The organism is Sphingomonas sp. BLHR8 (assembly GCF_056821725.1).
In genome coordinates this window covers 1,192,349-1,217,889 of sequence record NZ_JBPDIM010000001.1, presented here as the reverse complement: position 1 = coordinate 1,217,889, position 25,541 = coordinate 1,192,349, and the positions used below count along the sequence as shown (strand labels likewise).

The following is a 25,541-nucleotide window of genomic DNA, read 5'->3' as shown; positions in this document are numbered from 1 at the left end:
GCGCAAGGCGGCGGCGATGTGGCTGCATGAAATCTACGCTGCTGTCCCTGCGCTGGCGCCCGAGCCTGGCACCGCAACCGAGCGCGTGGCGGAGGCCACGCTCGACGTGCTGCCGCTGCTCGACGTATTCGGCATCGCGCTGTTTGCGCTCTCGGGCGCTCTAGCGGCCGCGCGCGAGCGGCAGACGCTGGTGACCTTTGCGTTCTTCGCGCTGATCACCGGCGTCGGCGGAGGCACCGTGCGCGACCTGCTGATCGACGCGCCGGTGTTCTGGGTGCAGTCGCCCTGGGTCAGCCTCACCTGCTTTGCGATGGCATTGCTGGTGTGGCTGACGCCCGAGCGTTGGTGGACCGACGCGCAGGGCGGCTATGGCGCGCTCGACTGGTTCGACGCCGCGGGGCTCGCCGCCTACGCCGTGTTCGGCAGCTTCAAGGCGGTCAACGCCGGGGTGCATCCGTTCGTGGCGGCGCTGATGGGGGTCATCACCGCGTGTGTCGGTGGCATCCTGCGCGACGTGCTGGCGGGGCGGCCGTCGATCATCCTGCGACCGGAGCTTTACGTCACCGCCGCGGCGCTGAGCGCGGGGCTGTTCGTCGCGCTGCACGCAGTGGGGCTGTGGTGGCCGCTCGCCGCGCTGGTCGCCGCGGCGAGCGGATTTGGGCTGCGTGCCGCCGCAATTTCGCGCGGGGTGTCGCTCCCGGCCTACCGCGGCCGCTGACTCGTCAACGCGCGAAGAGCCAGGCGAGCCAACTCGAATTGGCTTGCGTCATCGGCGCGGCTGGCGCTGACATGGCGGCGCATTCGAGGCACTCGGCCTGCACGCCCGACGTGGTCATGAGCCGCCGCGCTTGCGCAATCGCGCTCGACAACAGCCCTTCGCGTTCGGCCGACAGCCGGGCGAGCAAATCGACGCTAACGGCGTGCCGCGCTTCGCTGCCCGAGAGTCCGCTCAGGAGCGCACCCAGCGGCGAATCGCTCTCCTCGAAATAGACGGGGTGCACTTTCTTGGGATCGAGCTTGGCGAGGCGCGCCGCCTCTTCGATCGCCACGTCCAGCCCGCCGAAGCGATCGACGAGACCCAGCTGACGTGCGTCACCGCCAGCCCATACCCGGCCCTCGGCGATCTCGCGCACGCGTTCGATTGGGAGGCGGCGGTTCTGCGCCACGAGCCCGGTGAAGCGGGCGTAGATCTGCTCGACCGCAGCCTGACTCATCGCGCTGGAGGTTTCGTTGGGGCCGGTCAGCAGATCGGGCTGGCCGGACAGCGGCGTGGTCGCGACACCGTCCGCGCCAATCCCCAACTTCGCGAGCGAGCCTTCGAAACTCGGAAGCAGGCCGAACACCCCGATGGAGCCGGTGATGGTATCGGGTTCGGCGACGATGCGGTCGGAGGAGGTGGCGACCCAATAACCGCCCGACGCCGCGACATTGCCCATCGACACGACCACCGGGATCTTGCGCCCTTCGCGGGCCAGCCGGAGGGCAAGGCGGATGCGCTCCGACGCTTCCGCCGAGCCACCGCCTGAATCCACGCGCAGCACCAGCGCCTTGATCTTCGGATCGGCGACCGCATCGAGAATATGTTCGGAGATGGTCTCACCGCCCGCCGTTCCCGAAGGCGCCTCGCCATCGACGATATTGCCGACCAGCGGAACGACCGCGATGCTGTCGCCGACCGTTTCGATCGGGTTGGCCGCGACCCAGTCGTCGAGCTTGGTGCGACGAAAATCCCATGGACGCTGGCGATCGAGCCGACCAACCTTGTTCGCGATCGCCGTTTCGAACGCGTAGCGGCTGCCGATGCGGTCGATGAGCCCGCCGACGCGGGCGGCTTCGGAAAAGCTGTTGCCGTTGGCGCGGGCGGCGGCGGCCGGGTCCTCGACCAGGGGTGCAAAGTTGGCGCGGGGCCGCAGCGCGCGAACGCGTTCCTGCCAGCGCGTCCACAAGGCGTTGGTATATTGCTGCGCGGCCGCCTCCGCTTCCGGGCTCTGGTCGGAGCGCGTGAACGGCTCCACCGCGCTCTTGAACGTGCCGACGCGATAGACGTTGGGGGTCACCCCCAGCCGATCGAGCAGTCCGCGGAAATAAAGCTGGTTGCCGCCCTGACCGGCGATGAGAACCCCGCCCTGGGGACTGGTCCACACTTCGCTCGCCGCCGCGGCGAGGAGGTAGGAGGGGCGGGTGTAGGCGGTCGCGTAGGCATAGACCGGCTTGCCCGCGCGCCGCACGCGCGCAAGCGCGTCCGCGACATCGCCGAGCGCGACCTGGCCCCCGCCAGTGAAGGTGTCGAGGTCGAGCACGACCGCGGGGATGCGATCGTCGGTGGCAGCAGCGTCGAGCGCGCGCACGAGGTCAGATCGCCGAAACTCCTTGACCGGTGCCGAGCCGCTCAGAGCCGCCAACGGCGACACGGACGTTTTCTGCTCGACGATCGACCCGTCGAGGTCGAGCAACAGCGCGCTGCCCGGCAGCACCGACGGGTTAGGCCGGCCTGCGAGCATCGCCGCCAGCAGCAGGAAGAACAGCAGCAGGAACAGCAGCGACAGGCCATCCTTGATGGCGACGAGGAGCTTCCATGCGCCGCGCAGCACCTCTCGCGTCGTATAGCGTCGCGCAGGCCGACGTGGCGCATTGCGGTCGTTCGGAGCAGGGCTTGGATCGAGCGCGGACGGGGCGGGGGCGGTGGCGTCGGTCATACGGACGCCTTACCTGTCGATTGGCGCGGTGAACAGTATCCGTTGGATGCCCGATCACCTTGACGGTCGATCGAGCAGACAACATATGCGCGCCGTCTGGCACTCGCTTAGGCGGAGTGCCAACAGGTTCCACAATCATGAGAGGGAAGCACCCCATGAACTTCCGTCCGCTGCACGACCGCGTGCTCGTGCGCCGCGTCGAGGCCGATGAAAAGACCGCCGGCGGGATCATCATCCCCGACACCGCGAAGGAAAAGCCGCAGGAAGGCGAAGTCGTCGCCGCCGGCACTGGCGCGCGCGGTGATGATGGCACGGTCCACCCGCTCGAGGTGAAGGCCGGCGACCGCATCCTCTTCGGCAAGTGGTCGGGCACCGAAGTGAAGGTCAACGGCGAAGACCTGATCATCATGAAGGAATCGGACATCCTCGGCATTCTCGCCTGAGGACCGGTTCAACTCCCCCAATCAGACTGAAGGACACAGCACATGGCTGCCAAGGACGTACGCTTCTCGCGCGATGCGCGTGAACGCATTCTCAAGGGCGTCGACATCCTCGCCGATGCGGTGAAGGTGACGCTCGGGCCCAAGGGCCGCAACGTCGTCATCGACAAGAGCTTCGGCGCGCCCCGCATCACCAAGGACGGTGTGACGGTCGCCAAGGAAATCGAGCTCAAGGACAAGTTCGAGAACATGGGCGCGCAGATGCTGCGTGAAGTGGCGTCGAAGACCAACGACGTCGCCGGCGACGGCACCACTACCGCGACCGTGCTCGCCCAGGCGATCGTGCGCGAGGGCATGAAGTCGGTCGCTGCGGGCATGAATCCGATGGACCTCAAGCGCGGCATCGACCTCGCGGTCGGCAAGGTGGTCGAGGACATCAAGGGCCGTTCGAAGCCGGTTTCGGGTTCGAGCGAGATCGCCCAGGTCGGCATCATCTCCGCCAACGGCGACCGCGAAGTCGGTGAGAAGATCGCCGAAGCGATGGAAAAGGTCGGCAAGGAAGGCGTCATCACCGTCGAAGAGGCGAAGGGTCTCGATTTCGAGCTCGACGTCGTCGAAGGGATGCAGTTCGACCGCGGCTACCTGTCGCCCTACTTCATCACCAACGCGGAAAAGATGACGGTCGAGCTCGCCGATCCGTACATCCTGATCCACGAGAAGAAGCTGTCGAACCTCCAGTCGATGCTGCCGATCCTCGAAGCGGTGGTGCAGTCGGGTCGTCCGCTGCTGATCATCGCCGAGGACATCGAGGGCGAAGCGCTGGCGACGCTGGTGGTCAATCGCCTGCGCGGTGGCCTCAAGGTCGCGGCGGTCAAGGCGCCGGGCTTTGGCGATCGTCGCAAGGCAATGCTGCAGGACATCGCGATCCTCACCAACGGTGAGATGATCAGCGAGGATCTGGGCATCAAGCTCGAGAGCGTGACGCTCGACATGCTCGGTCAGGCCAAGCGCGTCACCATCGACAAGGACAACACCACCATCGTCGACGGTGCGGGTGAAGGCGATGCGATCAAGGGCCGGGTCGAACAGATCCGCGCGCAGATCGACACCACCACCAGCGACTATGACCGCGAGAAGCTGCAGGAGCGTCTGGCGAAGCTCGCTGGCGGCGTGGCGGTGATCAAGGTCGGCGGCGCCTCGGAGGTCGAGGTGAAGGAGCGTAAGGACCGCGTCGACGACGCGCTTCACGCGACCCGCGCCGCGGTTGAAGAAGGCATTGTCCCCGGCGGCGGCACCGCGCTCCTCTACGCGTCGAAGGCGCTTGAGGGCGTGACCGGCGCGAACGAGGACCAGACCCGTGGCGTCGACATCGTGCGTCGCTCGCTCACCGCGCTGGTGCGTCAGATCGCGTCGAACGCCGGCCATGACGGCGCCGTCGTGTCGGGCAAGCTGCTCGACCAGAACGACAGCTCGTTCGGTTTCAACGCGTCGACCGACACGTACGAGAACCTGGTCAGCGCTGGCGTGATCGACCCGACCAAGGTCGTCCGCACCGCGCTCCAGAACGCGGCGTCGGTGGCGGGTTTGCTGATCACCACCGAAGCGACGATCGCCGAGCTGCCGGAAGACAAGCCCGCGATGCCGGCGATGCCTGGCGGCGGCATGGGCGGGATGGACTTCTAAGTCGATCGCCTGACGACGAAAATCGAGAAGGGCCGGGGGAGCGATCCTCCGGCCCTTTTCAGTTGGCGTGGGTTGTGCAAGACAGCGCGGCTTGAGCATCGGCTCAGCATGAAGGGGATGGGTCCTGCATCGTCTGGCATCTTTCGAAGTGGCGCGGGGGCGGCCGCGCGCACAAAAGATGGCGTTGCGGTTCGGCTTCGGGCTTGCTTGCGCGGCGCTGATGGTGCTCGTTCGCAAGCTCATCGACCCGATCGCCCCGGGTGCCGGGCCCTATGCGCTGGCATATCCGGCGGTGATGCTGGCGACCCTTTACGGGCGGTTGCGGGCGGGTTTGCTCACCTTCGCAATCTGGTTCGCCTATGCCTGGTTCGTTCTGGTGCCGCTCGCCGGCGTGAGCACGCATGGGCCGACCGAGGTCAGCCGACTGATCGTCAACGCCCTGTCGGCGCTGGTCCTGATCGTGTTCGCCGAGGGTTTTCGCCGCGCGGTCAACGAAGCCACCGCGCAGCGCGATGCGGAGATCGAGCGCCGCAGCATGATGTTCGACGAGCTGCTCCATCGCACCAAGAACAACTTCACCGTGGTCGCCAGCCTGCTCGGCGCGCAGAAGCGGGAGACCAACGACCCTGACGTGCGACAGGCTTTCGACCAGGCGATCGGCCGCGTACACAGCTTCGCCAGCGCCTATCAGCAGTTGCTCGAGGAAGAGCACACTGACAGCGCGCTCGACATGTCGCAGTATCTGTCGCGCCTGGTGGACACCGTATCGCCGTCGCTGTTTCCGACGAACGTTCAGGTGACGCATCGCCTGTCGCCGCTGACGCTGCCCAATGCGCGGGCGGTGGCGATGGGGCTGATCGTGAACGAAGCGCTCACGAACGCGGCGAAATATGCCTTCGTCGACGGGCGCGACGGCGCCGTCGAAGTCGCGCTCGAAGGGGGCGAAGACGACTGGAGTCTGAGCATTGCCGACGACGGCCGCGGGGCGGAAAGCGCGCCCCCGCCCGGCGCCGGGGAGCGGCTCGGCACCGGCTCGCGCCTGATGCAGGGGCTCGCCAAGCAGGCCAAGGGCGTGCTGTCGATCGACGATCGGTCGACCGGCTATCGGGTGACACTGCGCGCCGCCGCCTGACGTTGCCCTCGACAGACGCTACGGCGCTCCCTATGTAAGCCCCCGGCGCGGACGGCATTGCCCGTCCCGATGCGATAGCGTGACGATCCGCGGTTTGCGGTCCGGTCGCAGCGCCAACGTTGTTTTCAGAGGCTTCCCATTCACGCGGGTCGTTTCGATCCGCTGACGCGTGCACGACGCTTCGTCGTTGCGCGCCGATGCCTTTGCATGAGAGTTTTCCATGACCAATTTCCGTGACCTTGGCCTCGCCCAGCCGACGCTGAAGGCGCTCGCCGCCAAGGATTATGACACGCCGACGCCGATCCAGGCGCAGGCGATCCCGCCGCTCCTCGAAGGGCACGACCTGCTCGGCATCGCGCAGACCGGCACCGGCAAGACCGCCGCCTTTTCGCTGCCGTCGATCGACCGGCTGATGGAGAGCGGCAACCGCCGCACGCCGCGCAGCTGCCGCATGCTGATCCTCGCGCCGACGCGCGAGCTCGCCGCGCAAATCCAGCAGAGCATCTTTGCGTACGCCCGCTACACGCCGATCACGTCAGACACCGCATTCGGCGGCGTGCCGATCGGCCGGCAGATCAAGCGGCTGGCGCAGGGCGTCGACGTGCTCGTCGCGACGCCCGGGCGGCTGCTCGACCTCATCGACCAGCGTGCGCTGACATTGAACGCCGTCGAGATTTTCGTGCTCGACGAGGCGGATCAGATGATGGACCTCGGCTTCATCCACCCGCTGCGGCGCGTAGCGAAGCTGCTCCCCAGGCAGCGGCAGACGCTGTTCTTCTCGGCCACGATGCCCAAGGAGATCGCGGACCTTGCGAAGGAATTTCTGACCGATCCGGTCAAGGTGTCGGTGACCCCGCCCTCGACCACCGCGGAGCGGATCGCGCAGTCGATGACGTTCGTCGACCAGCGTGAGAAGCAGGCGCTGCTCAACCACATCCTCAAGAGCGAGCCGATCGAGCGCGCGCTGGTCTTCACGCGCACCAAACATGGCGCGGACCGTGTCGTGCGGCATCTGATGGGCGCAGGCATCCGCGCGGCGGCGATCCATGGCAACAAGAGCCAGGCGCAGCGCACGCATGCGCTTGGCGGGTTCAAGGATGGCTCGACCCCGATCCTCGTCGCGACCGACATCGCCGCGCGCGGGATCGACGTGAGCGGGGTGAGCCACGTCATCAACTTCGAGATCCCGGACGTCGCCGAGCAATATGTTCACCGCATCGGCCGCACCGCTCGCGCCGGGGCGGAGGGCATCGCCATCAGCCTCGTCGCCGAAGATGAGCGCCAGCGCATGCGGGCGGTCGAGCGGCTGACCGGGGTCAAGCCCAACGTCGTATCGCTGCCGGCGAACTTCGTCGAAATGGTGGCGAAGCTCCCCAAGCCGGTGGCCCCGCCGCGCGACACCGGCAGCCAGGGCCGCGATCCTCAGCGCCAGCGCGAACAGGCGCGTGGCGGGCGCGGACCCGGCGGTGGCGGCGGCTATCGCGGCGAGCGCTCGGGGGGCGACCGTCCGGGTGGCGACCAACCGCGGCCGCGCCGCTTTGACAACCGTGGCCCGCGTCGCGGTCCGCCCGAAGGCGTGCGCCGGATGGGCTGATCGCCCAACGTGAGATCGGAGCCGGGGAGGGGGGGCGCGCGGCGTCCCCCTTGTCGCGTCAGGCCGTGGCCATTGCGGAGAACGGGTCGATCCCTCGCCCGCGAAACGCCGCGTGGCAGGCGCGATAGTGGACGGGCTCACCGATGTTGAGCCGACGCCGCGCCGTCACGAGCGGCTCGGCCAGCAGCGCGCGGATGTCTTCGTTGATGATGTTGGGTGAGCGTTTGCCGTTGCGATAGGCCTGCCACAGCGCCTTGAACACCGGCGCCCCGGCGCGCGTGCCGCGCCGGATCTCCCGCCCTGCCAACGCCGCGATGAAGGCGTTGCCGTAGTTGCCGGTCTGGCCAAAGGTAAAGGCGAGCACGCACGCCTCCCCCAATGCATCGCGGCTATGCCCGGTCAGAATATGCAGCATGTCGTGCGTATCGCGCAGCCGGTCGCGATACCACTGCATCTGATCGTCATAGGTCTGCCGGAACTGCTTGGCCGATTCCTCGACCAATCCTGCCGCGCTCAACCCCTGGCTGGTCATGAAGTCGAGGTAGGCGCGTCCCACGGTTCCCTCCGGCAGCCTGGCGATCGGGCCATGATCGTCGAGCAGGTCGGGAAGGTAGGGCTCGCTCGCCATTCGCGCGCGGCCGGTCGCGCTTTCGCAAAAGGCGCGCGCGTCGTCGACGAAACCGGCGCGCGGCAGCGCCTCGAAAATGCCGAACACTTGCCGAGTGTCTTCCTTATCCGCGACCAGCGCCTGAAAATGCCGCCATGCCTTGAGGGGCCGCAGCCGCAGCCGCTGACGCGCCGGGTCCATGAAGGGGCGGTCGGCGACCGGCGACGCGACCGCAGCAGCGGCGTCGAAGTGAGCAGGCGCGTTCATGCTCGGGAGATTGCCGGGATGCTGACACTCATGTCAATATCCTGGCGCGCAAGCGTCAGCGCGCCTCCCAAGCGGTGAGGCCGGACCCGAGCGCATTGCCGCGCAACGTTGGTCGCACCCCGCGCCAGCCGGCGACAAAGACGGTGTTCCGCGCCACGCCGGGGGCGATCCGAGCGACATTATTCTCGATGATGAGGTTGCCCGCGTGCTCGCGCACCTCCGCCGCGATGGCGATGAAGGCGCTGTAATTTTCCTTGTTCTCGCCCTGGATGAACAGATTGCCGCTGATCGTGCCGCGTCCGCCGCCGGCGACGTCGATCATATAGTTGGTCGCGCGCCCACGGCTGTCGTCGAAGGTGGAGTCGACGACGACATTTTCAGACGCGCGGCTTTTCACATAATGCCCACCCGTGCCGCGGTCGAAGCGGCACTCGTGCACCTCGAGCCGGGCGATCGCGCCGGCGTAGAGACCGTGGCTCGGCCCGCCGTCGTTGTCGCCGAGGCCGGAGAAGTCGCTGCGCGTGACGGTCAGCGTCAGATTCGGTTCGTTGGCGGTCAATATGCCCTGTTCGCTTTCGAGAAAGCGGCTTCGCTCCACGTCGAGCCGGCCCGCCTCATGCCGGATGCCCGATCCGTTGCGGTCGGGGACGCGCATGCCGCGAAAGGCGATGCCGACGACGCTCGCGCTGCGCCCGCGGAGTACCAGCGCGGCTTTGCCCTCGCAGGTGACGCCGTCGAAGGTAACGCTGCCCGGCGCGGCTTCGAAGCGAACCTCGCCCTCGTTCTGTACCGCGCATTCGCGATAGATGCCGGGGGCGAGGCGGACTGTGCCGCGGCCTTCGCCGATCGCGTCGACGGCCGCTTGCACGCTTGCGAAGCTGCGGCCGAGTTCGGGCACGTTGATCCGCGGCGCCTGTGCGGCGGCGCTGGTCGAGAGCGTGAGGGCGGCGATGAGAGGAAGGGTGGTGCGCATGGCGCCACCCTAGCTCCCTCGCCTGTCCCTAGTCGAGATTGGGCCGCAGCCAGCGCCGGGCGGTGTCGATGTCCACGCCGCGCCGCGTGGCGTAATCGACCAGCTGCTCCTCGCCCACGCGGGCGACGCCGAAGTAGCTCGCCTGCGGATGGCCGAAGTAGAAGCCGCTCACCGCCGAGGTCGGCAGCATCGCGAAATTTTCGGTGAGGCTCGCGCCCACGCTATGTTCCGCGTCGAGCAGGTCGAACAGGATCGGTTTGAGGCTATGATCGGGGCAGGCGGGGTAGCCGGGGGCGGGGCGAATGCCGCGATATTCCTCGCGGATCAGCGCGCTGTTGTCGAGCTGCTCGCCCGGGGCATAGCCCCACAGTTCGCGGCGGACATGCGCGTGCAGCCGCTCGGCAAAGGCCTCGGCGAAGCGGTCGGCGAGGGCTTTCAGCAGAATGTCGGAGTAATCATCGTGCGCCGCGCGGAAGCGTTCGAGGTGTGGCTCGATGCCGTGAATCGCGACCGTGAAACCGCCGATCCAGTCCCCTTCCGGGTCGATGAAGTCGGCGAGGCACATGTTGGCCCGCCCATCGCGCTTGACGATCTGCTGGCGGAGAAAGGGGAGGCGCACGGCACTTAGCCCCTCCCCTTTAGGGGAGGGGTTGGGGTGGGGGCTATCGTCTTCACGCGGCGCCCGCCGGAGAGCCCCCACCCCCGACCCATCCCCTGAAGGGGAGGGGGGAAGCAGCAGGACCACGTCATCGCCCTCGCGCGCGCAGGGCCACAGGCCGACGACGCCCTTCGCAGTCAGCCATTTCTCGTCGATGATACGCTTCAGCATTACCTGCGCGTCGGCCCAGAGTCCGCGCGCGCTGTCGCCGACGACCTGATCGTCGAGGATCGCGGGGAAGACGCCCGCCAGCTCCCACGAACGGAAGAACGGCGTCCAGTCGATCGTCTCGGCGAGGTCGGTGAGGTCCCAGTCGTCGAATATATGCAACCCCGGCTGCTCCGGCGGCGGGGGCTTCAGGCGCATGTCCGCGACGAAGGCATTGGCGCGCGCGTCGGCGAGGCTGGCGAGCATCGACTGGCCCTTGCCCTCGCGCACTTCGCGGACGTGGGCGTAGTCGCGCGCGATCTCCCCCACATATTCCGCTACGCCGGTTTCGCTGACGAGGCTGGTGGCGACCCCGACCGCGCGGCTCGCGTCTAGCACGTGGATGACCGGCCCTTTATAGGCGGGGTCGATGCGCAGTGCGGTGTGAACCCGGCTGGTGGTGGCGCCGCCGATGAGCAGCGGGATCGACAGCCCCGCACGCTGCATCTCCTCCGCCACCGTCACCATCTCATCGAGGCTGGGAGTGATGAGGCCGGAGAGGCCGATGATGTCGGCATCCACCTCGCGCGCGGTGTCGAGGATCTTCGACCAGGGCACCATCACGCCCAAATCGATCACCTCGTAACCGTTACACTGCAGCACCACGCCGACGATGTTCTTGCCGATGTCGTGCACGTCGCCCTTCACCGTCGCCATGACGATGCGGCCCTTGGCGCGCGCGCCTTCCTCCTTCTCGGCTTCGATGAAGGGGATGAGGTGCGCAACCGCCTTCTTCATCACGCGCGCAGACTTGACGACCTGCGGCAGGAACATCTTGCCCGACCCGAACAGGTCGCCGACGATGTTCATCCCGTCCATCAGCGGACCTTCGATGACCTCGATCGGGCGCGGGGCGATCTGCCGCGCCTCCTCGGTATCGTCGACGATGTGGGCGTCGATGCCCTTGACCAGCGCATGTTCGAGCCGGCGTGCGACCGGCCAGCCGCGCCATTCCTCCGCCGCCTTTTCCGCCGCGACGTCGGTGCCGCGGAAGCGTTCGGCAAGGGTGATCAGCCGCTCGGTCGCGTCGGGGTGCGCGTCGAGGATGACGTCCTCGCACGCTTGCCTGAGCTCAGGGTCGATGGTGTCGTAGACGTCGAGCTGCCCAGCGTTGACGATGGCCATGTCCATGCCCGCGGGGATGGCGTGGTAGAGGAACACGCTGTGCATCGCGCGGCGCACCGGCTCGTTGCCGCGAAAGCTGAACGACAGGTTGGAGAGCCCGCCCGAGATGTGCACGTGCGGACAGCGCGCCTTGATCTCGCGCGTCGCCTCAATGAAGTCCAATGCGTAGCGGTTGTGCTCTTCGATCCCCGTCGCCACCGCAAACACATTGGGGTCGAAGATGATGTCTTCGGGCGGAAATCCGTCGGCGGCGAGCAGCTTGTAGGCGCGTTCGCAGATTTCGACCTTGCGCTGCGCGGTGTCGGCCTGCCCGACCTCGTCGAACGCCATGACGACGACCGCCGCACCGTAGCGCCGCGCAAGCCGCGCCTGTTCGAGGAACTGCTCTTCGCCCTCCTTCATGCTGATCGAATTGACGATCGGCTTGCCGGGCACGCATTTGAGCCCCGCTTCGATTACGCTCCATTTCGAGCTGTCGATCATCACCGGCACTCGCGCGATGTCGGGTTCTGCAGCGATCAGCTTGAGGAAGGTCGTCATGGCGAGTTCGGCGTCGAGCAGCCCTTCATCCATGTTGACGTCGATGATCTGCGCGCCGTTCTCCACCTGGCTGCGCGCGACATCGACCGCCTTCGCATAGTCGCCAGCGAGGATCAGCTTCTTGAACGCCGCCGATCCGGTGACGTTGGTGCGCTCGCCGACGTTGACGAAGCGGGCGGTGGAGGCGGTGGTGGTCATGCTTTTCCTGATCCTCCCCGCTTCGGGGAGGGGGACCGCCCCGCGAAAACGGGGTGGTGGAGGGGGCTCTCCGTTGAACACTATCGTCGCGTCTGGCGGAGAGCCCCCTCCACCAGCCTGCGGCTAGTCCCCCTCCTCGCGATCGGGGAGGATCGATCAGGCCGCCATCGTGAACGCCTCCAACCCGGCGAGCCGCGTCGCGACGGGCAACTCGGGCACGACTCTCGGCGCGACGCCCGTCACCGCGCGAGCGATCGCCGCGATGTGCGCGGGCGTTGAGCCGCAGCAGCCGCCGAGGATGTTAACCTGCCCGCCCTGCGCCCACTCGGCGACGAGGCCGGCGGTCTCCGCCGGCGTCTCGTCATACTGGCCAAGTTCGTTTGGGAGGCCCGCGTTCGGGTAGACCATCAGCAGCGTGTCGGCGATCTGCGACAGCGTGCGCACGTGCGGGCGCAGCTGCGCCGCACCGAACGAGCAGTTGAGGCCCACCGTGACCGGCCGCGCGTGGCGCACGGCGTACCAGAACGCCTCGACCGTGTGGCCCGAGAGGTTGCGCCCGGCGAGGTCGGTGATGGTCATCGACAGCATCAGCGGCACCTCGCGCCCCGAAGCTGCCTCCGCCTGCTGCGCGGCGACGACGCCCGCCTTGGCGTTCAATGTATCGAACACCGTCTCGATGAGGATGAAGTCGACGCCGCCCGCGATCAGGGCATCGCACTGTTTGCGATAGACCGAAACGAGCTCGTCAAAATCGATCTCGCGGTAGCCGGGGTCGTTGACGTCCGGGGACAGCGACAGCGTTTTGTTGGTCGGCCCGACCGCGCCCGCGACGAAGCGACGGCGCCCGTCGCGCGCCTGCGCCGCGTCCGCCTCCTCCCGCGCGATGCGAGCGGAGGCGATGTTGATCTCCGCCACCAGCGCCTCGGCGCCGTAGTCGGCCTGGCTGATGCGGTTGGCGCTGAAAGTATTGGTCGAAACGATATCCGACCCGGCGTCGAGATAGGCGCGGGTGATGCTCCGCGGCACCTCGGGTTTGGTCACCGCGAGCATATCATTGTTGCCCTGCTGGTCATGCCCGAGCGTCAGCGCGCCGCGATAGTCGGCTTCGACAAGCCCGAGCCGCTGAATCTCCGTGCCGAACGCGCCATCAGTGATGAGGATACGCTCGCGTGCTGCGGCCTCGAGCGCCGCCCGCGCGCTCACGCCGCAGCCTCCACGGCTTGCGCCTCGCCCTTGGGGCGCACCCCCAGCAAGTGGCAGATGGCATAGGCCAGTTCGGCGCGGTTGAGCGTGTAGAAGTGAAACTCGCGCACGCCGCCCGCATAAAGTCGCCGGCACAGCTCCGCGGCGATGGTGCCCGCGACCAGCTGACGCGCGTCGGGTTTGTCGTCGAGACCGGCGAACAGCGTCTCCATCCAGTCAGGGAGATGCGTGCCGCACATCGTCGACATCCGCTTGATCGCGGCGAAGCTCATCACCGGCATGATCCCCGGTACGATGGGCGCGTCGATCCCAGCCGCCGCCGCGGCGTCGCGAAAGCGGAAGAAGGTGTCGGGCTCATGAAAGAATTGCGTGATCGCGCGGGTGGCGCCGGCGTCGATCTTGCGTTTCAGATTGTCGATATCGTCCGCCAGCGACGCGGCCTCAGGGTGACATTCGGGATAGGCCGCAACCGAAATCTCGAACGGCGCGATGGTGCGCAGTCCTGCGACCAGCTCCGCCGCGCTGGCATAGCCGTCGCTATGTGGCGCGAAGCGCGACCCCGCTTCGCTCGGATCGCCCCGCAACGCGACGATGTGGCGCACGCCCGCGTCCCAATAAGCGCGCGCCACGTCCGCGATCTCGTCCCGGCTCGCCTCGACGCAGGTGAGATGTGCCGCGACGGGAATGCGCGTTTCGCGCGCGATCCGCGCGACCGTGGCGTGGGTCCGCTCGCGCGTGGTGCCGCCCGCCCCGTAGGTGACCGACACGAACGCCGGGTCGAGCGGGGTCAGCGTCTCGATCGACTTCCACAGCGTCGCCTGCATCGCCTCGGTCTTTGGCGGAAAGAATTCGAAGCTGACCCTTACGTCGCCGGATAGCCCGGCGAACATCGGCGATGCCGCCGCGCGGCGCGCTTCGCTGATCGGGGTGGGCACGATCATATCACTCATCACAGATTATCCTCGCTGCGCCGACGCGCGAGCCAGAGTTTGACGGTCAGGACGCCGCCACCGAGCTCCTCGATCTTTTCCATCACCAGCCCCGCGCTCGCGAACCAGCCGCGGATCTGGCCGTCCGAAAAGCCGAGGCGGACATGCGCCGCATCGCGTCGCAATTCCTCACGGTCATGCGGTGCGAAATCGACGATCAACAGGTGCCCGCGCCCGCGCAGCACCCGCGCGGCCTCTGTGATGGCGGCGCCAGGTTCATCGAGGAAGTGCAGCACCTGGTGCATGACGATGCTGTCGACGCTGCCATCGGCCAGCGGCAACGCGCGCAGATCGCCGAGCACGAACTCGACCTCGGCATCTCCGTCACCCGAAAGTCGCGATCGTGCGACCCGCAACATCTCGGGGCTGCGGTCGATGGCGATGACGCTGCTCGCCTGACCGCGCAGGATCGCCGCCATGCGGCCGGTTCCGGTGCCGAGATCGACAAGCTGACCAAGCCGCCGGTTGCGCAACATGCCGAGCACTGCGGCTTCCACCTCGGCCTCTGCAACCTGTAGCGAGCGGATGGCGTCCCAGGTCTCCGCGTGGTTGGCGAAGTAGCGGGCTGCCGCGGCGGCACGTTCTGCCTGGATCGCCCCGAGCCGAGCTCGATCGGCGGCAAGGACGGCAGCGTCGTCGGGATGCACCGGCAGATCGGCGAACAACCGCCGCAGCGCATCGCTGGCGCGGGTCTGGGTCGGGCGAACAAACACCCAGCTCCCCTCACGCCGCCGTTCGACGAGCCCGGCCTCTTCAAGAATGCGCACGTGCCGGGAGATGCGGGGCTGGCTCTGTTCGAGCAGCACCGCGAGTTCACCCACCGCCAGCTCCCCGCGGCCGACAAGGGTCAGGATGCGCAGGCGACTGGCGTCGTGCAGGGCCCCGAATAGGTCGGCCCAAAGGCGCGCTCGATCCGGCGAATCGTCTGAGACGGCAAGCGCGTCCGCACGAATTTGTTCGACGGGGCGGGTGGGCTCAGGCACGCGACGGATATAAAGATTGCTTTATATGCTGTCAAACGTCCAGCCGACGAGAAAAGTCCACCAAATCGCTTGAGTTTTCGACTGGTCACACTTGGGCGTCGCTAGCAGCGCACGAAACGACGACAAAATCCGTTGCGTGAGGTTCAGGTAAAGAATATTGGCTCACCCGTTGGCGGCGCGAACCGGATTGCCGGGGAGAGACCAGCCAAGTTTTGCTAGAGGGGTTTCCTCATGAAGAAAATTGCATTCTCGATCGTCGCCGCCTCGGGTCTCGCGCTTGCTGCTTGCTCGCAGCCGGCCGCCGAAACCACGACGACCACTGACACCACCACCACCAGCACGCCGGCCGCGACCGATGGTACGATGACCTCGACCACCGGTTCGACCGACATGAACGCTCCGGCGACGACCGGCACCGACACCACCGGCACGGCGACCACCGACACCACCGGCACGGCGACCACCGGCACCATGACCACGCCGGCGACCACGTCGACGACGACTGGCGCCACCGGTTCGACCTCGACCACGAGCGCGACCAACCCGGCGACCGGCACCAGCACCACCGTCACCACCGAAGAAAAGAAGTAATCTTCTGATCTTTGGTCGGTCCGATGCTGGATCGATTGCGATGGGGTCGGCATCCGTAGGGGTGCCGGCCCCATTCGTTTTGGGAGTGGTCGTCATGTCACGCACCGTGACGGTCGTGTTCTCGGCGGGCCTGGCGATGCTGATCGCTGGCTGCGCGCCGGCGCCCGACGACAATGCGGGCGGCGGGCTCAACACAGCCGAGGCCGAACAGCTCGACCGTGCGGCGGCCCGGATCGACGCACGCCCGCCGTCACCGAGCGCAGAGGCCGCCCGCGCGCACGAAACCATGGTCGCCGAACGGCTTCAACGGGAACAAATGAGCCGGTGAAGGCTTGCAGCCCCTCGCGGGATTGTTACAACCCGCCGAGAAGCTCCCGAAGGCTGCGGCCGTTCGTGGACTGCTTCGGATCATCGTTGGAGTAATGGTAATGAAGTCGACCCTGACCCTGACCGTTGCAGCCGCCGCCGCGCTCGCGCTTTCGGCTTGCTCGCAGCGTACCGAGAACGCCGCCGAAACCGCAGTCGAAGGCGCCGCGGCCGACACCGCCGCGAACGTCGAGAATGCTGCCGAGGCGACCGCCGACGCCGCGCGCGATGCTGGGCGTCACGCTGAAAACGCCACCGAAAACGCCGCCGCTGCTGCCAACCGCGCCGGCGACGCCGCGGCCGACGCTACCGGCGAAGCGACTGCGAAGGCGGGCCGTGCCATGCAGGCTGCCGGCGCCGAAATGAAGGACTGACCGCTCGCCAGAGCGACGTTCAAGTCGCACGAAGGGCGCGCTTTCGATCGGAGGCGCGCCCTTTTTCGTTGTCGAGAAACGGTCGGTCCGTCTGACAGGCAGTCTGCCTGAACCAGCGGCTAGGCCAAAGCGGAATCGCGCCCCATCAGCGCGGGCAGAAAGCCCTCGTGCGCCTCGCGCAGCCGCTCGAGCGTGACGCTGGCGCTGCCCAGCACGACGTCATCGCCCATCGCCGCGCCGACAAGGCGGTGGGGCACCTGAAGCTCGGCGAGGCGGCGCACCAGCGGGTCGCCATTGTCGACCGCGACGAGGTAGCGCGCCTGGTCTTCGCCGAACCACCAGCCGGCCTCGCCGGCCTCGCCGAGATCGCGCGTTTCGGGAGCCCACAGCCGCACACCGACGTTGCCGGCCAGCGCCATCTCCGCCGCCGCCACGGCAAGGCCGCCGTCGGAGAGGTCGTGCACCGCGCGCACCAGCCTCTCGCGGATCAGCGCGCGCACGGCATCGCCGACCTTGCGTTCGGTGGCGAGATCGACAGGGGGCGGGGGGCCTTCCTCGCGGCCGTGCATCACGCGCAACCACTGGCTCTGACCGAGGTGGTCGCCACCGCCGCCGATCAGAAACAGGTCCCAGCCGTCCTCCAGGGCGAGGCCGACGGCGCTGCGCCAGTCGTCGATCAGCCCGACCCCGCCGATCGCGGGCGTCGGCAGGATCGCGGAGCCACCGCCGGTCGCCTTGCTTTCGTTGTAGAGGCTGACGTTGCCGCTGACGACGGGGAAGTCGAGCGCGCGGCAGGCCTCACCCATGCCATCGAGGCAGCCGACGATCTGGCCCATGACGTCGGGGCGCTGCGGGTTCGCGAAATTGAGGCAGTTGGTGATCGCGAGAGGCGTCGCGCCGACCGCGGTGAGGTTGCGCCACGCCTCCGCCACCGCCTGCTTGCCGCCCTCCACCGGGTCGGCGAAGCAATAGCGCGGGTTGCAGTCGGTGGTGATGGCGAGCGCCTTGTCGCCCGGCGCACCGTCAGCTCTGGCGACGCGCACCAGCGCCGCGTCGCCACCAGGCGGCATGACCGTGTCGCCGCCGACCTTGTTATCATACTGCTCCCAAATCCAGCGCCGCGAGGCGAGGTCGGGCGAGCCCATCAGCGCCAGCAGGTCCGCCGCGGGGTCGCCGCTCGTCGGTACGTTGCTGAGCGGGGCGGGCTTGGGCGTCGGAACGTGCGGCCGGTCGTACAGCGGCGCTTCGTCGGCGAGCGGGCCGAGGGGAATGTCGGCGACCGTCTCACCGCGCCAGACGAGCTCCATACGGCCGGTGTCGGTGACTTCGCCGATGACCGCGAAGTCGAGTTCCCATTTGCGGAAGATCGCCTCCGCCTCGCCCTCGCGGCCGGGCTTCAGGACCATCAGCATGCGCTCCTGGCTTTCGGAGAGCATCATTTCGTAGGGCGTCATGCCGGTTTCGCGGCAGGGCACCTTGTCCATGTCGAGCCGGATGCCCGCGCCGCCCTTCGAAGCCATCTCGACCGACGAGCTGGTGAGCCCGGCCGCGCCCATGTCCTGGATAGCGACGATCGCGTCCGTCGCCATCAGCTCGAGACACGCTTCGATCAGCAGCTTTTCGGTGAATGGGTCGCCGACCTGCACCGTGGGGCGCTTGTCCTCGTCGCCCTCCTCGAAATCGGCGCTGGCCATGGTTGCGCCGTGAATGCCGTCGCGCCCGGTCTTGGAGCCGACATAGACGATCGGATTGCCGATGCCGGTCGCGGCGGAGTAGAAAATCTTGTCCGTCCGCGCGACGCCGACCGTCATCGCGTTGACGAGGATGTTACCGTCATAGGCGGGGTGGAAGTTCACCTCTCCGCCGACCGTGGGCACGCCGACGCAGTTGCCGTAGCCGCCGATCCCCGCGACCACGCCCGAGATGAGGTGTCGCATCTTGGGGTGATCGGGCCGGCCGAAGCGCAGCGCGTTCATGTTCGCGACCGGCCGCGCGCCCATGGTGAAAACGTCGCGCAGGATGCCGCCGACCCCCGTCGCCGCACCCTGATAGGGTTCGATGTAGCTAGGGTGGTTGTGGCTCTCCATCTTGAAGATCGCCGCGTCGCCGTCGCCGATGTCGATGACGCCTGCATTTTCGCCCGGCCCGCAAATCACCCACGGCGCCTCTGTCGGCAGCTTCTTCAGGTGGATACGCGAGCTTTTGTACGAGCAGTGCTCTGACCACATGACCGAGAATATGCCGAGTTCGGTAAGATTGGGTTCCCGCCCCAACGCGGCGGGCACACGATCATATTCTTCCGGTGAAAGGCCGTGGTCGGCGACCATTTGTGGGGTGACGGCAGGCTGGCGGGGGCTATGGTCGGACATGCGCCGGGCTTTAGCGAGCCGGTCGGGGCGAGGCTAGGGTGAGCGCGCGTCAGCGCAGCTGACTGTCTTTGCTCCCGCGGCGATTAATGCTGCTGAGACGGCGGATCTTGTCGCGCTCCGACTGGCAGGCGACGCAGGTGCGGACACCGGGCAGCGCCTTACGGCGACCCTCGGGGATATCGGCGCCGCACAGGTCGCATTCCTGCGCGCTATCGCCCGAAGGCATGGCAGCGCGCGCAGCCAGCACGGCGTCGCTTACGGTATCGTCGATCTGATCCTGCACCGCGCCGTCGCGGGCCCATCCACCAGCCATGCCGAATGAACGCGCGGGCCGTTCTTCGGCTCCGAGAAGATCTACCGATCATGGAGGAGGGGGAAAGGCTGGCTCCTCGGGCAGGATTCGAACCTGCGACCAATCGATTAACAGTCGATTGCTCTACCGCTGAGCTACCGAGGAACGGCCAACCTGTGGCGCAAGGGGTGCCCCGCACGCGGGAGCGCTCTTGGCGCGGCCGGACCGATATTGCAACCCCGTTTCAGCCGATGAACTGCTCCCGAGCGATGCGCTCGTCGAGGGCGTGTTCGGGGTCGAACAGCAGTGTGAGCGAGCGCGTCCGGTCGACCTCGACCTCGACCTGCTTCACGTCCCGTACCTCGCGCTGGTCGGCAACCGCGCTCACCGGGCGCTTTACCGCCTCGCGCACGCGAATGACGATGCAGACGTCGTCGGGCACGATGGCACCGCGCCAGCGGCGGGGGCGAAACGGGCTGATCGGCGTGACCGCGAGCATCCGCGATCCGAGCGGCAGGATCGGACCGTTGGCGGAAAGATTATACGCGGTCGACCCCGCCGGCGTTGCGACGAGCACACCGTCACCGGACAGTTCATCGAGCATGACACGACCGTCCACCAGCAATTCCAGCTTCGCCGTCTGACGCGTTTCGCGCAGGAGCGACAGTTCGTTGATCGCGGGGAGGCGATGCACCTCTCCGGCGCAACTGGTGATCGTCGCCTTGAGCGGGGCGACGGTAAATGAAATCGCGCGTTGAAGCCGCTCGATCAGCCCCTCGACCCGATATTCGTTCATCAGAAACCCGACGGTGCCGCGGTTCATGCCGAACACGGGCAGGGTGCGCGCCTGATCGAGCATGGCGTGAAGCGTCTGCAGCATGAAGCCGTCGCCGCCGAGCGCGATGATCAGTTGCGCGTCGCCGGGCTCCACGAAATCATACTCGTCGCGCAGAACCGCTGCCGCCTTGCGCGCCTCCACCGTTTCGGAATGAACGAGCGCGACGCGGGGCAGGCCGGTCGATGCGAAGGTCGCTTCGTTGCTCAACATCGATCTCGCTAGCGGTCGGACGCGGCCTTCGCTGTGCCGCGATGATCCTTGACTGGCAAGCACTTGCGCCACGTCGGCTGCAAGGGCAGGGACGGCGGGCATGGCAGAACCCAACGGCCAGAACCGGGACGCGCTGACCCGTTTGTTGGGACGCGACGCGATGCTCGCAGCGCTTGCGAGGGCGCCCGACGATGGCCGCCCGCTCGGCCTGGTCGAGCTCGGCCGGCTCATGCGGTACAATGACGTCGCCGGGGAACAGGCGGGCGACGCGCTGCTCAAGACGCTGGCACGTCGGCTGCAACGTTTGATGCGCGCCGAATTTGGCGCGCGCGCCACGCTGTACCGGGTCGGGGGCGCGCGGTTCGCGATGATGCCGCCGCAAAGCGTTCCGCTCGCGCGGCTACGGGTGGAGCTGCGGGAGATCCTGCTGGGGGCGAGCGACTTGCTCCCCGAAACCGTCGATACCTTGCATCGGCCATTGCTGCGCATGGCGATCGGCACCGTCCGTCCGGTTTCCGTGGAGCAAGACGTCGCCCGCATCGCGCAGCGTCTGTCGAGCCGCGCGGGGTCGATGCGCGCCATCGACCTCGACGCGGTGTTGCGCGGGGACGGTCTGGCGGTGCGCCTACAGCCGCAGTTCCGGGTTGCCGGGGACCGGCTCACCGGCGCGGAGGCGCTCGCATATTTCAATCATCCACGACTGGGCGAGATTGGCGGCGCGGCGTTGTTTGCGGCGGCGGCCCGCGCAGGCGTCGAGCGGGAGTTGAGCGCGCGAGTGTGGCGCTCAGCCATGGACGCGATGGCGCGCTGGCCGCGATCGCTGGATGGGGTGCGTGTGCACCTCAATCTCACCTCCCGCGACCTGGCGGATCCGCGTCTGGCGACCGAGCTGCTCAACTTCGCGACGGCCGCAAGGGTCGATCCGCCCCGCCTGGGGGTGGAGGTGGTCGAGTCCGCAGCGCTGATCAGTATGGAGACGGCTCGTACGACCCTTGGAACCTTGCGCGCAGCTGGCGTCCATGTCGCCCTGGATGATTTCGGCACCGCGCATTCAGGGTTTGCGTGGCTGCGACAGTTGCCCGTCGACATGATCAAGATCGACAGCGACTTCGCTGCCGACGCCGAAAGCGGCGCGCGCGACCGGGCGGTGCTTCAGGGCGTGCTCGACCTCGCGGGATCGCTCGACGTGAAGGTGCTTGTCGAGGGCGTCGAGAGCGAGGAGCAGCTGGAGCGCATCGCCGCAATGGGCGCTTATGCCTATCAGGGCTACCTCCGCGCCGAGCCGTTGACGCCGGCGGCCTTCGCGACTTTCGCGGCGGAGTGGGTCGGCGCCTAGCCGGCGATCTTCGCGAGCCCCTTGGACAGTTGCAGCGCGCCGTTGAGCCGGGCCTCCGCCGTCGGCCAGGCGCGCGCGATGGCGAGTTTGCCGTCGGGGCGGAGCTTCGCGGTGCCCTGCAGCCGCTCGGCGTAGGCGAGCAGGCCTTCGACGTTGGGCGGCGCGTCGTTGTGGAACGCGACGAGCGCGCCCTTCGGCCCGACGTCGAGCTTGCCGATCCGTGCGCGCGTGGCGTTAAGCTTGATCTCCATCAGCATCAGCAGGTTCTGCGTCGGCTGGGGGAGGGGGCCGAAACGGTCGATCATCTCCGCCGCAAAGGCGTCGATTGCGGCGCGGTCCTCGAGCTCGTTGAGGCGGCGGTAGAGGCCCATGCGCACGGGGAGGTCGGGGATATAGTCCTCCGGCAACAGGATCGGTGCATCGATGGTCAGCACAGGAGAAAAGGCTTCGAGCGGCTTGGCCGCGCCCGACCCGACCGCCCGCGCCTCGAGGATCGCCTCCTCCAGCATGGACTGGTAGAGTTCGAACCCGACCTCGCGGATGTGGCCCGACTGTTCGTCGCCGACGAGATTGCCTGCACCGCGAATGTCGAGGTCGTGGCTCGCCAGCTGGAACCCGGCGCCAAGGCTGTCGAGGTCGCTCAGGATCTTGAGCCGCTTCTCCGCCGTCTCGGTCATCAGCCGCTCGGGCGGGGTGGTGAGATAGGCGTAGGCGCGCGTCTTGGCGCGCCCCACCCGGCCGCGCAGCTGGTAGAGCTGGGCGAGCCCGAAGCGGTCGGCGCGGTGGACGATGAGCGTGTTGGCGTTGGGGATGTCGAGCCCGCTTTCGACGATCGTGGTCGACACGAGCAGGTCGTAGCGGCGATCGTAGAAGGCGCTCATCCGCTCCTCAACCTCACCCGCCGCCATTTGGCCGTGGGCGATGACGTAGCGGATCTCGGGCACCTCGCGGCGCAGATATTCCTCGATGTCGGGGAGGTCGGCGATCTTGGGGGTGACGAGGAAGCTCTGCCCGCCGCGATGATGCTCTCGCATCAACGCCTCGCGGATGACCACCGGGTCCCACGGCGCGACATAGGTGCGCACCGCGAGGCGATCGACCGGCGGGGTCTTGATGACCGACAGCTCACGCAGGCCCGACATCGCCATCTGCAGCGTGCGCGGAATCGGCGTGGCGGTGAGCGTGAGGACGTGGACGTCGGTCTTGAGCGACTTCAGCCGCTCCTTGTGGGTGACGCCGAAACGCTGCTCCTCATCGACGATGACGAGGCCGAGGCGCTTGAACTCGATCCCCTTGGCGAGAAGGGCGTGGGTGCCGACGACGATGTCGATCTTACCGTTGGCGAGCCCCTCCTTGGTCGCTTTGGCCTCCGCCGCGGGGACGAGGCGGGAGAGGCGGCCGATCTCGATCGGGAAGCCTTTGAAACGTTCGGCGAAGTTTGTGAAATGCTGCCGCGCGAGCAGGGTTGTCGGACAGACGACCGCGACCTGCATCCCCGCCATCGCCGCGACGAAGGCGGCGCGCAGCGCGACCTCGGTCTTGCCGAACCCGACGTCGCCGCAGACGAGCCGGTCCATCGGCCGACCCGCGGCGAGGTCGCTCAGCACGTCGGCGATGGCGCGGTCCTGGTCGTCGGTCTCGGTGTAGGGGAAGCGGTCGACGAATTCGTTGAGCGTGCCGTCGGCGACCGCGACATCCGCCGGGCGCAGCGCACGCAAGGCGGCGGTGGCGAGCAGTTCGCCCGCGATCTCGCGGATGCGCTCTTTCATGCGCGACTTGCGCCGCTGCCACGCTTCGCCGCCGAGACGGTCGAGCGGCACCCCGTCGCTCTCCCCGCCATAACGGGTCAGCACGTCAAGATTTTCGACCGGCACGAACAGCTTGTCGCCGCCGGCATAGGTCAGCCACACGCAATCGTGCGGGTTGGTGCCGACGGGGATCGAAGTCAGCCCCTCATAGCGGCCAATGCCGTGGTCGCGGTGGACGACGAGGTCGCCGACCGAGAGCGTCGCCATCTCCGCAAGGAAGGCGTCGGCGCTCTTCTTGCGGCGCTGGCGGCGGACGAGGCGGTCGCCGAGCACATCCTGTTCGGACAGAATCTCGATATCGTCGGTGGCAAAGCCGTGGTCGAGCGGCAGCACCACAGCGGTCAGCGCGGAGGCGGCGGTGGCGATGGCGTCCTGCCAGCCATCGGCGCTTGCCACCGCGTCCAATCCGTGATCGCGGATCAGCGTCAGCAGCCGATCACGCGAACCTTCGGAGTAGCAGGCGAGGAGGTGGCGTTGCTGGCTCTGCGCGCGCACGTGCGTGACGAGTGCGTCATAGACGTTCGCCCCCGCCGATCGCTCCGGCAGAAAGTCGCGCGCCGGGCGGGTGGCGAGGTCGATGACGTTGGCGGCGGGCGGCTCGTCGAACGCGGTCGCGTAATGCGCGACGCGGGTGTCGAGCAGGCCCGACCACTCCGCCTCGGTGAGATACAGCGCGTCGGGCGGCAGCGGGCGGTAGGCGCCGGGGGAGCTGCGCTCCGCCTCCACACGGTTCTGGTGGTAATCGGCAATCGCCTCGAAGCGCGACGCGGCGGCGGCGACGCTGCCCTGATCGCGGACGATCAGCGCGCTCTCGCCGAGATGGTCGAACAGCGTTTCGAGGCGGTCCTCGACCAGCGGCAGCCAATGGTCGACCCCGGCGAGGCGGCGCCCCTCCGACACCGCTTGATAGAGCGGGTCGCCGGTCGCGGTGGCGCCGAAGCGGTCGCGGTAGCGGGTCCGGAAGCGGCGGATCGACTCCTCATCCAGCAGCGTCTCTGCGGCGGGCAGCAGGGTCAGCGCTTCGGCCGAACCGGCGCTGCGCTGGTCGGCGGGATCGAAGCGGCGCAGCGTCTCGATCTCGTCGCCGAAGAAGTCGAGCCGGTAGCCATGGGTCTCGCCCGCAGGGTAGAGGTCGACGATCCCCCCGCGCACTGCATATTCGCCGTGATCCGCCACGGTATCGACGCGGACATAGCCATTGGCGGTGAGCATCGTCGCCAGCGCATCGCGGTCGATGCGCGTGCCGGGGGCAAGCTTCGCCGCCAGCTGGCGGACGCGGAACGGCGTCAGCGTGCGCTGCGTCGCGGCGTTGACGGTGGTGACGAGCAGCTGCGGACCGGTGAGCGTCGCCTGCAACGCCGCCAGCGCGGCGAGGCGGTCGGACGAGGCGCGCAGGCTCGGCCCGGCGCGGTCGTAGGGCAGGCAGTCCCAAGCCGGGAAGCGAACGATCTCAAGCTCGGGCGCGAACCATTGCGCGGCGTCGGCGAGCGCGTGCATCGCCGCCTCGTCGCTCGCGATCCACACCGCGCGCACGCCGCGTCCGCCCCATGCCGAACGTGCGAGGTCGGCGGCGAGCAGCGGCGTGAACCCCGCCGCCGCGCGAGCGAGCGTCAGCGGGCGCGTGGCCGAAGCGATGCGGGCGATGGCGTCGCTCATCGCGGCGGCAGGCTCACATAATCGGCGGCGAGGAAGCTGTCGGCACAGGGGCCCGCGTAGCGATCGGGCAGAGGTTCGCGGCGCATCGCCCAGGCGAGGATGTCGACATCCTGTTCCTCCAGCAACTCCTCGAACCAGTCGAGCCCGGCAGCATCTAGGCTCGCGCCGTTACGGTCCCACCAGCCGCCGACCAGCATATCCGCTTCGCGCAAGCCTCGATGGTGCGCGCGCCAGTGGATGCGGCGGCGGCGCAGCGAATGGGGGTCGTTGGGGTCGATCTCGATCACGGAAGCGTCCTCGGGCGGCAGCGGCTTGGTGCAACGGCAAGAGGAGGGCACGGCGAAACCGGCCCTCTCGGCATGGCGCTGGCGTGGGGGCGGGGACGCCCTTATGCGGCGACATAGTC

The 25,541-nt window shown here is 67.8% G+C and carries 21 protein-coding genes and 1 tRNA gene; 9 read left to right on the top strand and 13 right to left on the bottom strand.

Translation table 11 applies throughout. The features are described 5' to 3' along the window. Nucleotides 1-16 precede the first annotated feature (16 nt). Nucleotides 17-718 (top strand): trimeric intracellular cation channel family protein, encoded by a 702-nt coding sequence (locus tag ACRYJK_RS06030; protein ID WP_482666637.1) that lies wholly within the window; start codon nucleotides 17-19, stop codon nucleotides 716-718. A 4-nt stretch (nucleotides 719-722) separates the two neighbouring features. On the opposite strand, the gene sppA is transcribed toward ACRYJK_RS06030, so the two are convergent. Further along, nucleotides 723-2,696, bottom strand: coding sequence for a signal peptide peptidase SppA (gene sppA / locus ACRYJK_RS06025; protein ID WP_482666636.1), 1,974 nt, complete (start codon nucleotides 2,694-2,696; stop codon nucleotides 723-725). A gap of 155 nt (nucleotides 2,697-2,851) precedes the next feature. Here sppA and groES point away from each other — a divergent pair, with 155 nt between their 5' ends. The 4 genes from groES to ACRYJK_RS06005 all read left to right on the top strand — a co-directional run bounded on the left by groES (nucleotide 2,852) and on the right by ACRYJK_RS06005 (nucleotide 7,545). Further along, nucleotides 2,852-3,139, top strand: coding sequence for a co-chaperone GroES (gene groES / locus ACRYJK_RS06020; RefSeq protein ID WP_482666635.1), 288 nt, complete (start codon nucleotides 2,852-2,854; stop codon nucleotides 3,137-3,139). A 42-nt stretch (nucleotides 3,140-3,181) separates the two neighbouring features. Next, the gene (gene groL, locus ACRYJK_RS06015; RefSeq protein WP_482666634.1) at nucleotides 3,182-4,819 is read left to right on the top strand and encodes a chaperonin GroEL; all 1,638 of its coding nucleotides are present in this window, start codon (nucleotides 3,182-3,184) and stop codon (nucleotides 4,817-4,819) included. A gap of 184 nt (nucleotides 4,820-5,003) precedes the next feature. Beyond that, nucleotides 5,004-5,951 carry a sensor histidine kinase gene (locus tag ACRYJK_RS06010; RefSeq protein ID WP_482666633.1) on the top strand — a complete coding sequence of 316 codons (948 nt, stop codon included), beginning with the start codon at nucleotides 5,004-5,006 and terminating at the stop codon, nucleotides 5,949-5,951. Nucleotides 5,952-6,171: 220 nt separating this feature from the next. Next, entirely contained in the window at nucleotides 6,172-7,545 is a 1,374-nt protein-coding gene (locus ACRYJK_RS06005) for a DEAD/DEAH box helicase (protein ID WP_482666632.1), read from the top strand. Between the two features lie 58 nt (nucleotides 7,546-7,603). On the opposite strand, the gene ACRYJK_RS06000 is transcribed toward ACRYJK_RS06005, so the two are convergent. The 6 genes from ACRYJK_RS06000 to ACRYJK_RS05975 form a co-directional block, all read right to left on the bottom strand. Then, nucleotides 7,604-8,419 (bottom strand): Coq4 family protein, encoded by an 816-nt coding sequence (locus ACRYJK_RS06000; protein WP_482666631.1) that lies wholly within the window; start codon nucleotides 8,417-8,419, stop codon nucleotides 7,604-7,606. A gap of 55 nt (nucleotides 8,420-8,474) precedes the next feature. Continuing rightward, entirely contained in the window at nucleotides 8,475-9,392 is a 918-nt protein-coding gene (locus ACRYJK_RS05995) for a right-handed parallel beta-helix repeat-containing protein (RefSeq protein WP_482666630.1), read from the bottom strand. A 28-nt stretch (nucleotides 9,393-9,420) separates the two neighbouring features. Further along, nucleotides 9,421-12,120 (bottom strand): methionine synthase, encoded by a 2,700-nt coding sequence (gene metH, locus ACRYJK_RS05990; protein WP_482666629.1) that lies wholly within the window; start codon nucleotides 12,118-12,120, stop codon nucleotides 9,421-9,423. 156 nt (nucleotides 12,121-12,276) lie between these two features. Beyond that, nucleotides 12,277-13,323, bottom strand: a complete 1,047-nt coding sequence (locus ACRYJK_RS05985; RefSeq protein ID WP_482666628.1) for a homocysteine S-methyltransferase family protein — start codon at nucleotides 13,321-13,323, stop codon at nucleotides 12,277-12,279. Next, on the bottom strand, nucleotides 13,320-14,264 hold the full coding sequence (gene metF / locus ACRYJK_RS05980; protein WP_482667409.1) for a methylenetetrahydrofolate reductase [NAD(P)H]: 945 nt from the start codon (nucleotides 14,262-14,264) through the stop codon (nucleotides 13,320-13,322). Before metF ends, ACRYJK_RS05985 begins: the two co-directional genes overlap by 4 nt. Before the next feature lie 8 nt (nucleotides 14,265-14,272). Then, nucleotides 14,273-15,265 carry an ArsR/SmtB family transcription factor gene (locus tag ACRYJK_RS05975; protein WP_482667408.1) on the bottom strand — a complete coding sequence of 331 codons (993 nt, stop codon included), beginning with the start codon at nucleotides 15,263-15,265 and terminating at the stop codon, nucleotides 14,273-14,275. Nucleotides 15,266-15,526: 261 nt separating this feature from the next. Here ACRYJK_RS05975 and ACRYJK_RS05970 point away from each other — a divergent pair, with 261 nt between their 5' ends. The 3 genes from ACRYJK_RS05970 to ACRYJK_RS05960 all read left to right on the top strand — a co-directional run bounded on the left by ACRYJK_RS05970 (nucleotide 15,527) and on the right by ACRYJK_RS05960 (nucleotide 16,626). Beyond that, the gene (locus ACRYJK_RS05970; protein WP_482666627.1) at nucleotides 15,527-15,886 is read left to right on the top strand and encodes a hypothetical protein; all 360 of its coding nucleotides are present in this window, start codon (nucleotides 15,527-15,529) and stop codon (nucleotides 15,884-15,886) included. 94 nt (nucleotides 15,887-15,980) lie between these two features. Beyond that, the gene (locus ACRYJK_RS05965; protein WP_482666626.1) at nucleotides 15,981-16,214 is read left to right on the top strand and encodes a hypothetical protein; all 234 of its coding nucleotides are present in this window, start codon (nucleotides 15,981-15,983) and stop codon (nucleotides 16,212-16,214) included. Between the two features lie 100 nt (nucleotides 16,215-16,314). Continuing rightward, nucleotides 16,315-16,626: a hypothetical protein gene (locus ACRYJK_RS05960; RefSeq protein ID WP_482666625.1), complete on the top strand. Its 312-nt coding sequence runs from the start codon at nucleotides 16,315-16,317 to the stop codon at nucleotides 16,624-16,626. Between the two features lie 119 nt (nucleotides 16,627-16,745). Here ACRYJK_RS05960 and purL read toward each other — a convergent pair whose 3' ends face one another. The 4 genes from purL to ACRYJK_RS05940 form a co-directional block, all read right to left on the bottom strand. Continuing rightward, nucleotides 16,746-18,995, bottom strand: a complete 2,250-nt coding sequence (gene purL, locus ACRYJK_RS05955) for a phosphoribosylformylglycinamidine synthase subunit PurL (protein WP_482666624.1) — start codon at nucleotides 18,993-18,995, stop codon at nucleotides 16,746-16,748. Nucleotides 18,996-19,044: 49 nt separating this feature from the next. Continuing rightward, on the bottom strand, nucleotides 19,045-19,308 hold the full coding sequence (locus ACRYJK_RS05950) for a DksA/TraR family C4-type zinc finger protein (RefSeq protein WP_482666623.1): 264 nt from the start codon (nucleotides 19,306-19,308) through the stop codon (nucleotides 19,045-19,047). Between the two features lie 69 nt (nucleotides 19,309-19,377). After that, a tRNA-Asn gene (locus tag ACRYJK_RS05945) sits at nucleotides 19,378-19,452 on the bottom strand. A 79-nt stretch (nucleotides 19,453-19,531) separates the two neighbouring features. Then, complete coding sequence (locus tag ACRYJK_RS05940) at nucleotides 19,532-20,335, bottom strand: NAD kinase (protein ID WP_482666622.1); 804 nt, start codon at nucleotides 20,333-20,335, stop codon at nucleotides 19,532-19,534. Nucleotides 20,336-20,435: 100 nt separating this feature from the next. Here ACRYJK_RS05940 and ACRYJK_RS05935 point away from each other — a divergent pair, with 100 nt between their 5' ends. Then, nucleotides 20,436-21,671, top strand: coding sequence for a GGDEF domain-containing phosphodiesterase (locus tag ACRYJK_RS05935; RefSeq protein ID WP_482666621.1), 1,236 nt, complete (start codon nucleotides 20,436-20,438; stop codon nucleotides 21,669-21,671). Here ACRYJK_RS05935 and mfd read toward each other — a convergent pair. Together mfd and ACRYJK_RS05925 are read right to left on the bottom strand one after the other, a co-directional pair. After that, a complete protein-coding gene (gene mfd / locus ACRYJK_RS05930) occupies nucleotides 21,668-25,135 on the bottom strand; it encodes a transcription-repair coupling factor (RefSeq protein WP_482666620.1) in 3,468 nt (1,155 codons plus the stop codon). The genes ACRYJK_RS05935 and mfd overlap by 4 nt on opposite strands. Continuing rightward, a complete protein-coding gene (locus ACRYJK_RS05925) occupies nucleotides 25,132-25,422 on the bottom strand; it encodes an FAD assembly factor SdhE (RefSeq protein ID WP_482666619.1) in 291 nt (96 codons plus the stop codon). The genes mfd and ACRYJK_RS05925 overlap by 4 nt, the downstream gene beginning before the upstream one ends. Between the last annotated feature and the right edge of the window lie 119 nt (nucleotides 25,423-25,541).

Coding starts and splice junctions, on each gene's coding strand:
- ACRYJK_RS06030 (WP_482666637.1), top strand. CDS start 17: ATGTGGCTGCATGAAATCTACGCTGCTGTCCCTGCGCTGGCGCCCGAG.
- sppA (WP_482666636.1), bottom strand. CDS start 2,696: ATGACCGACGCCACCGCCCCCGCCCCGTCCGCGCTCGATCCAAGCCCT.
- groES (WP_482666635.1), top strand. CDS start 2,852: ATGAACTTCCGTCCGCTGCACGACCGCGTGCTCGTGCGCCGCGTCGAG.
- groL (WP_482666634.1), top strand. CDS start 3,182: ATGGCTGCCAAGGACGTACGCTTCTCGCGCGATGCGCGTGAACGCATT.
- ACRYJK_RS06005 (WP_482666632.1), top strand. CDS start 6,172: ATGACCAATTTCCGTGACCTTGGCCTCGCCCAGCCGACGCTGAAGGCG.
- ACRYJK_RS06000 (WP_482666631.1), bottom strand. CDS start 8,419: ATGAACGCGCCTGCTCACTTCGACGCCGCTGCTGCGGTCGCGTCGCCG.
- ACRYJK_RS05995 (WP_482666630.1), bottom strand. CDS start 9,392: ATGCGCACCACCCTTCCTCTCATCGCCGCCCTCACGCTCTCGACCAGC.
- metH (WP_482666629.1), bottom strand. CDS start 12,120: ATGACCACCACCGCCTCCACCGCCCGCTTCGTCAACGTCGGCGAGCGC.
- metF (WP_482667409.1), bottom strand. CDS start 14,264: ATGATCGTGCCCACCCCGATCAGCGAAGCGCGCCGCGCGGCGGCATCG.
- ACRYJK_RS05970 (WP_482666627.1), top strand. CDS start 15,527: ATGAAGAAAATTGCATTCTCGATCGTCGCCGCCTCGGGTCTCGCGCTT.
- ACRYJK_RS05965 (WP_482666626.1), top strand. CDS start 15,981: ATGTCACGCACCGTGACGGTCGTGTTCTCGGCGGGCCTGGCGATGCTG.
- ACRYJK_RS05960 (WP_482666625.1), top strand. CDS start 16,315: ATGAAGTCGACCCTGACCCTGACCGTTGCAGCCGCCGCCGCGCTCGCG.
- purL (WP_482666624.1), bottom strand. CDS start 18,995: ATGTCCGACCATAGCCCCCGCCAGCCTGCCGTCACCCCACAAATGGTC.
- ACRYJK_RS05950 (WP_482666623.1), bottom strand. CDS start 19,308: ATGGCTGGTGGATGGGCCCGCGACGGCGCGGTGCAGGATCAGATCGAC.
- ACRYJK_RS05940 (WP_482666622.1), bottom strand. CDS start 20,335: ATGTTGAGCAACGAAGCGACCTTCGCATCGACCGGCCTGCCCCGCGTC.
- ACRYJK_RS05935 (WP_482666621.1), top strand. CDS start 20,436: ATGGCAGAACCCAACGGCCAGAACCGGGACGCGCTGACCCGTTTGTTG.
- mfd (WP_482666620.1), bottom strand. CDS start 25,135: ATGAGCGACGCCATCGCCCGCATCGCTTCGGCCACGCGCCCGCTGACG.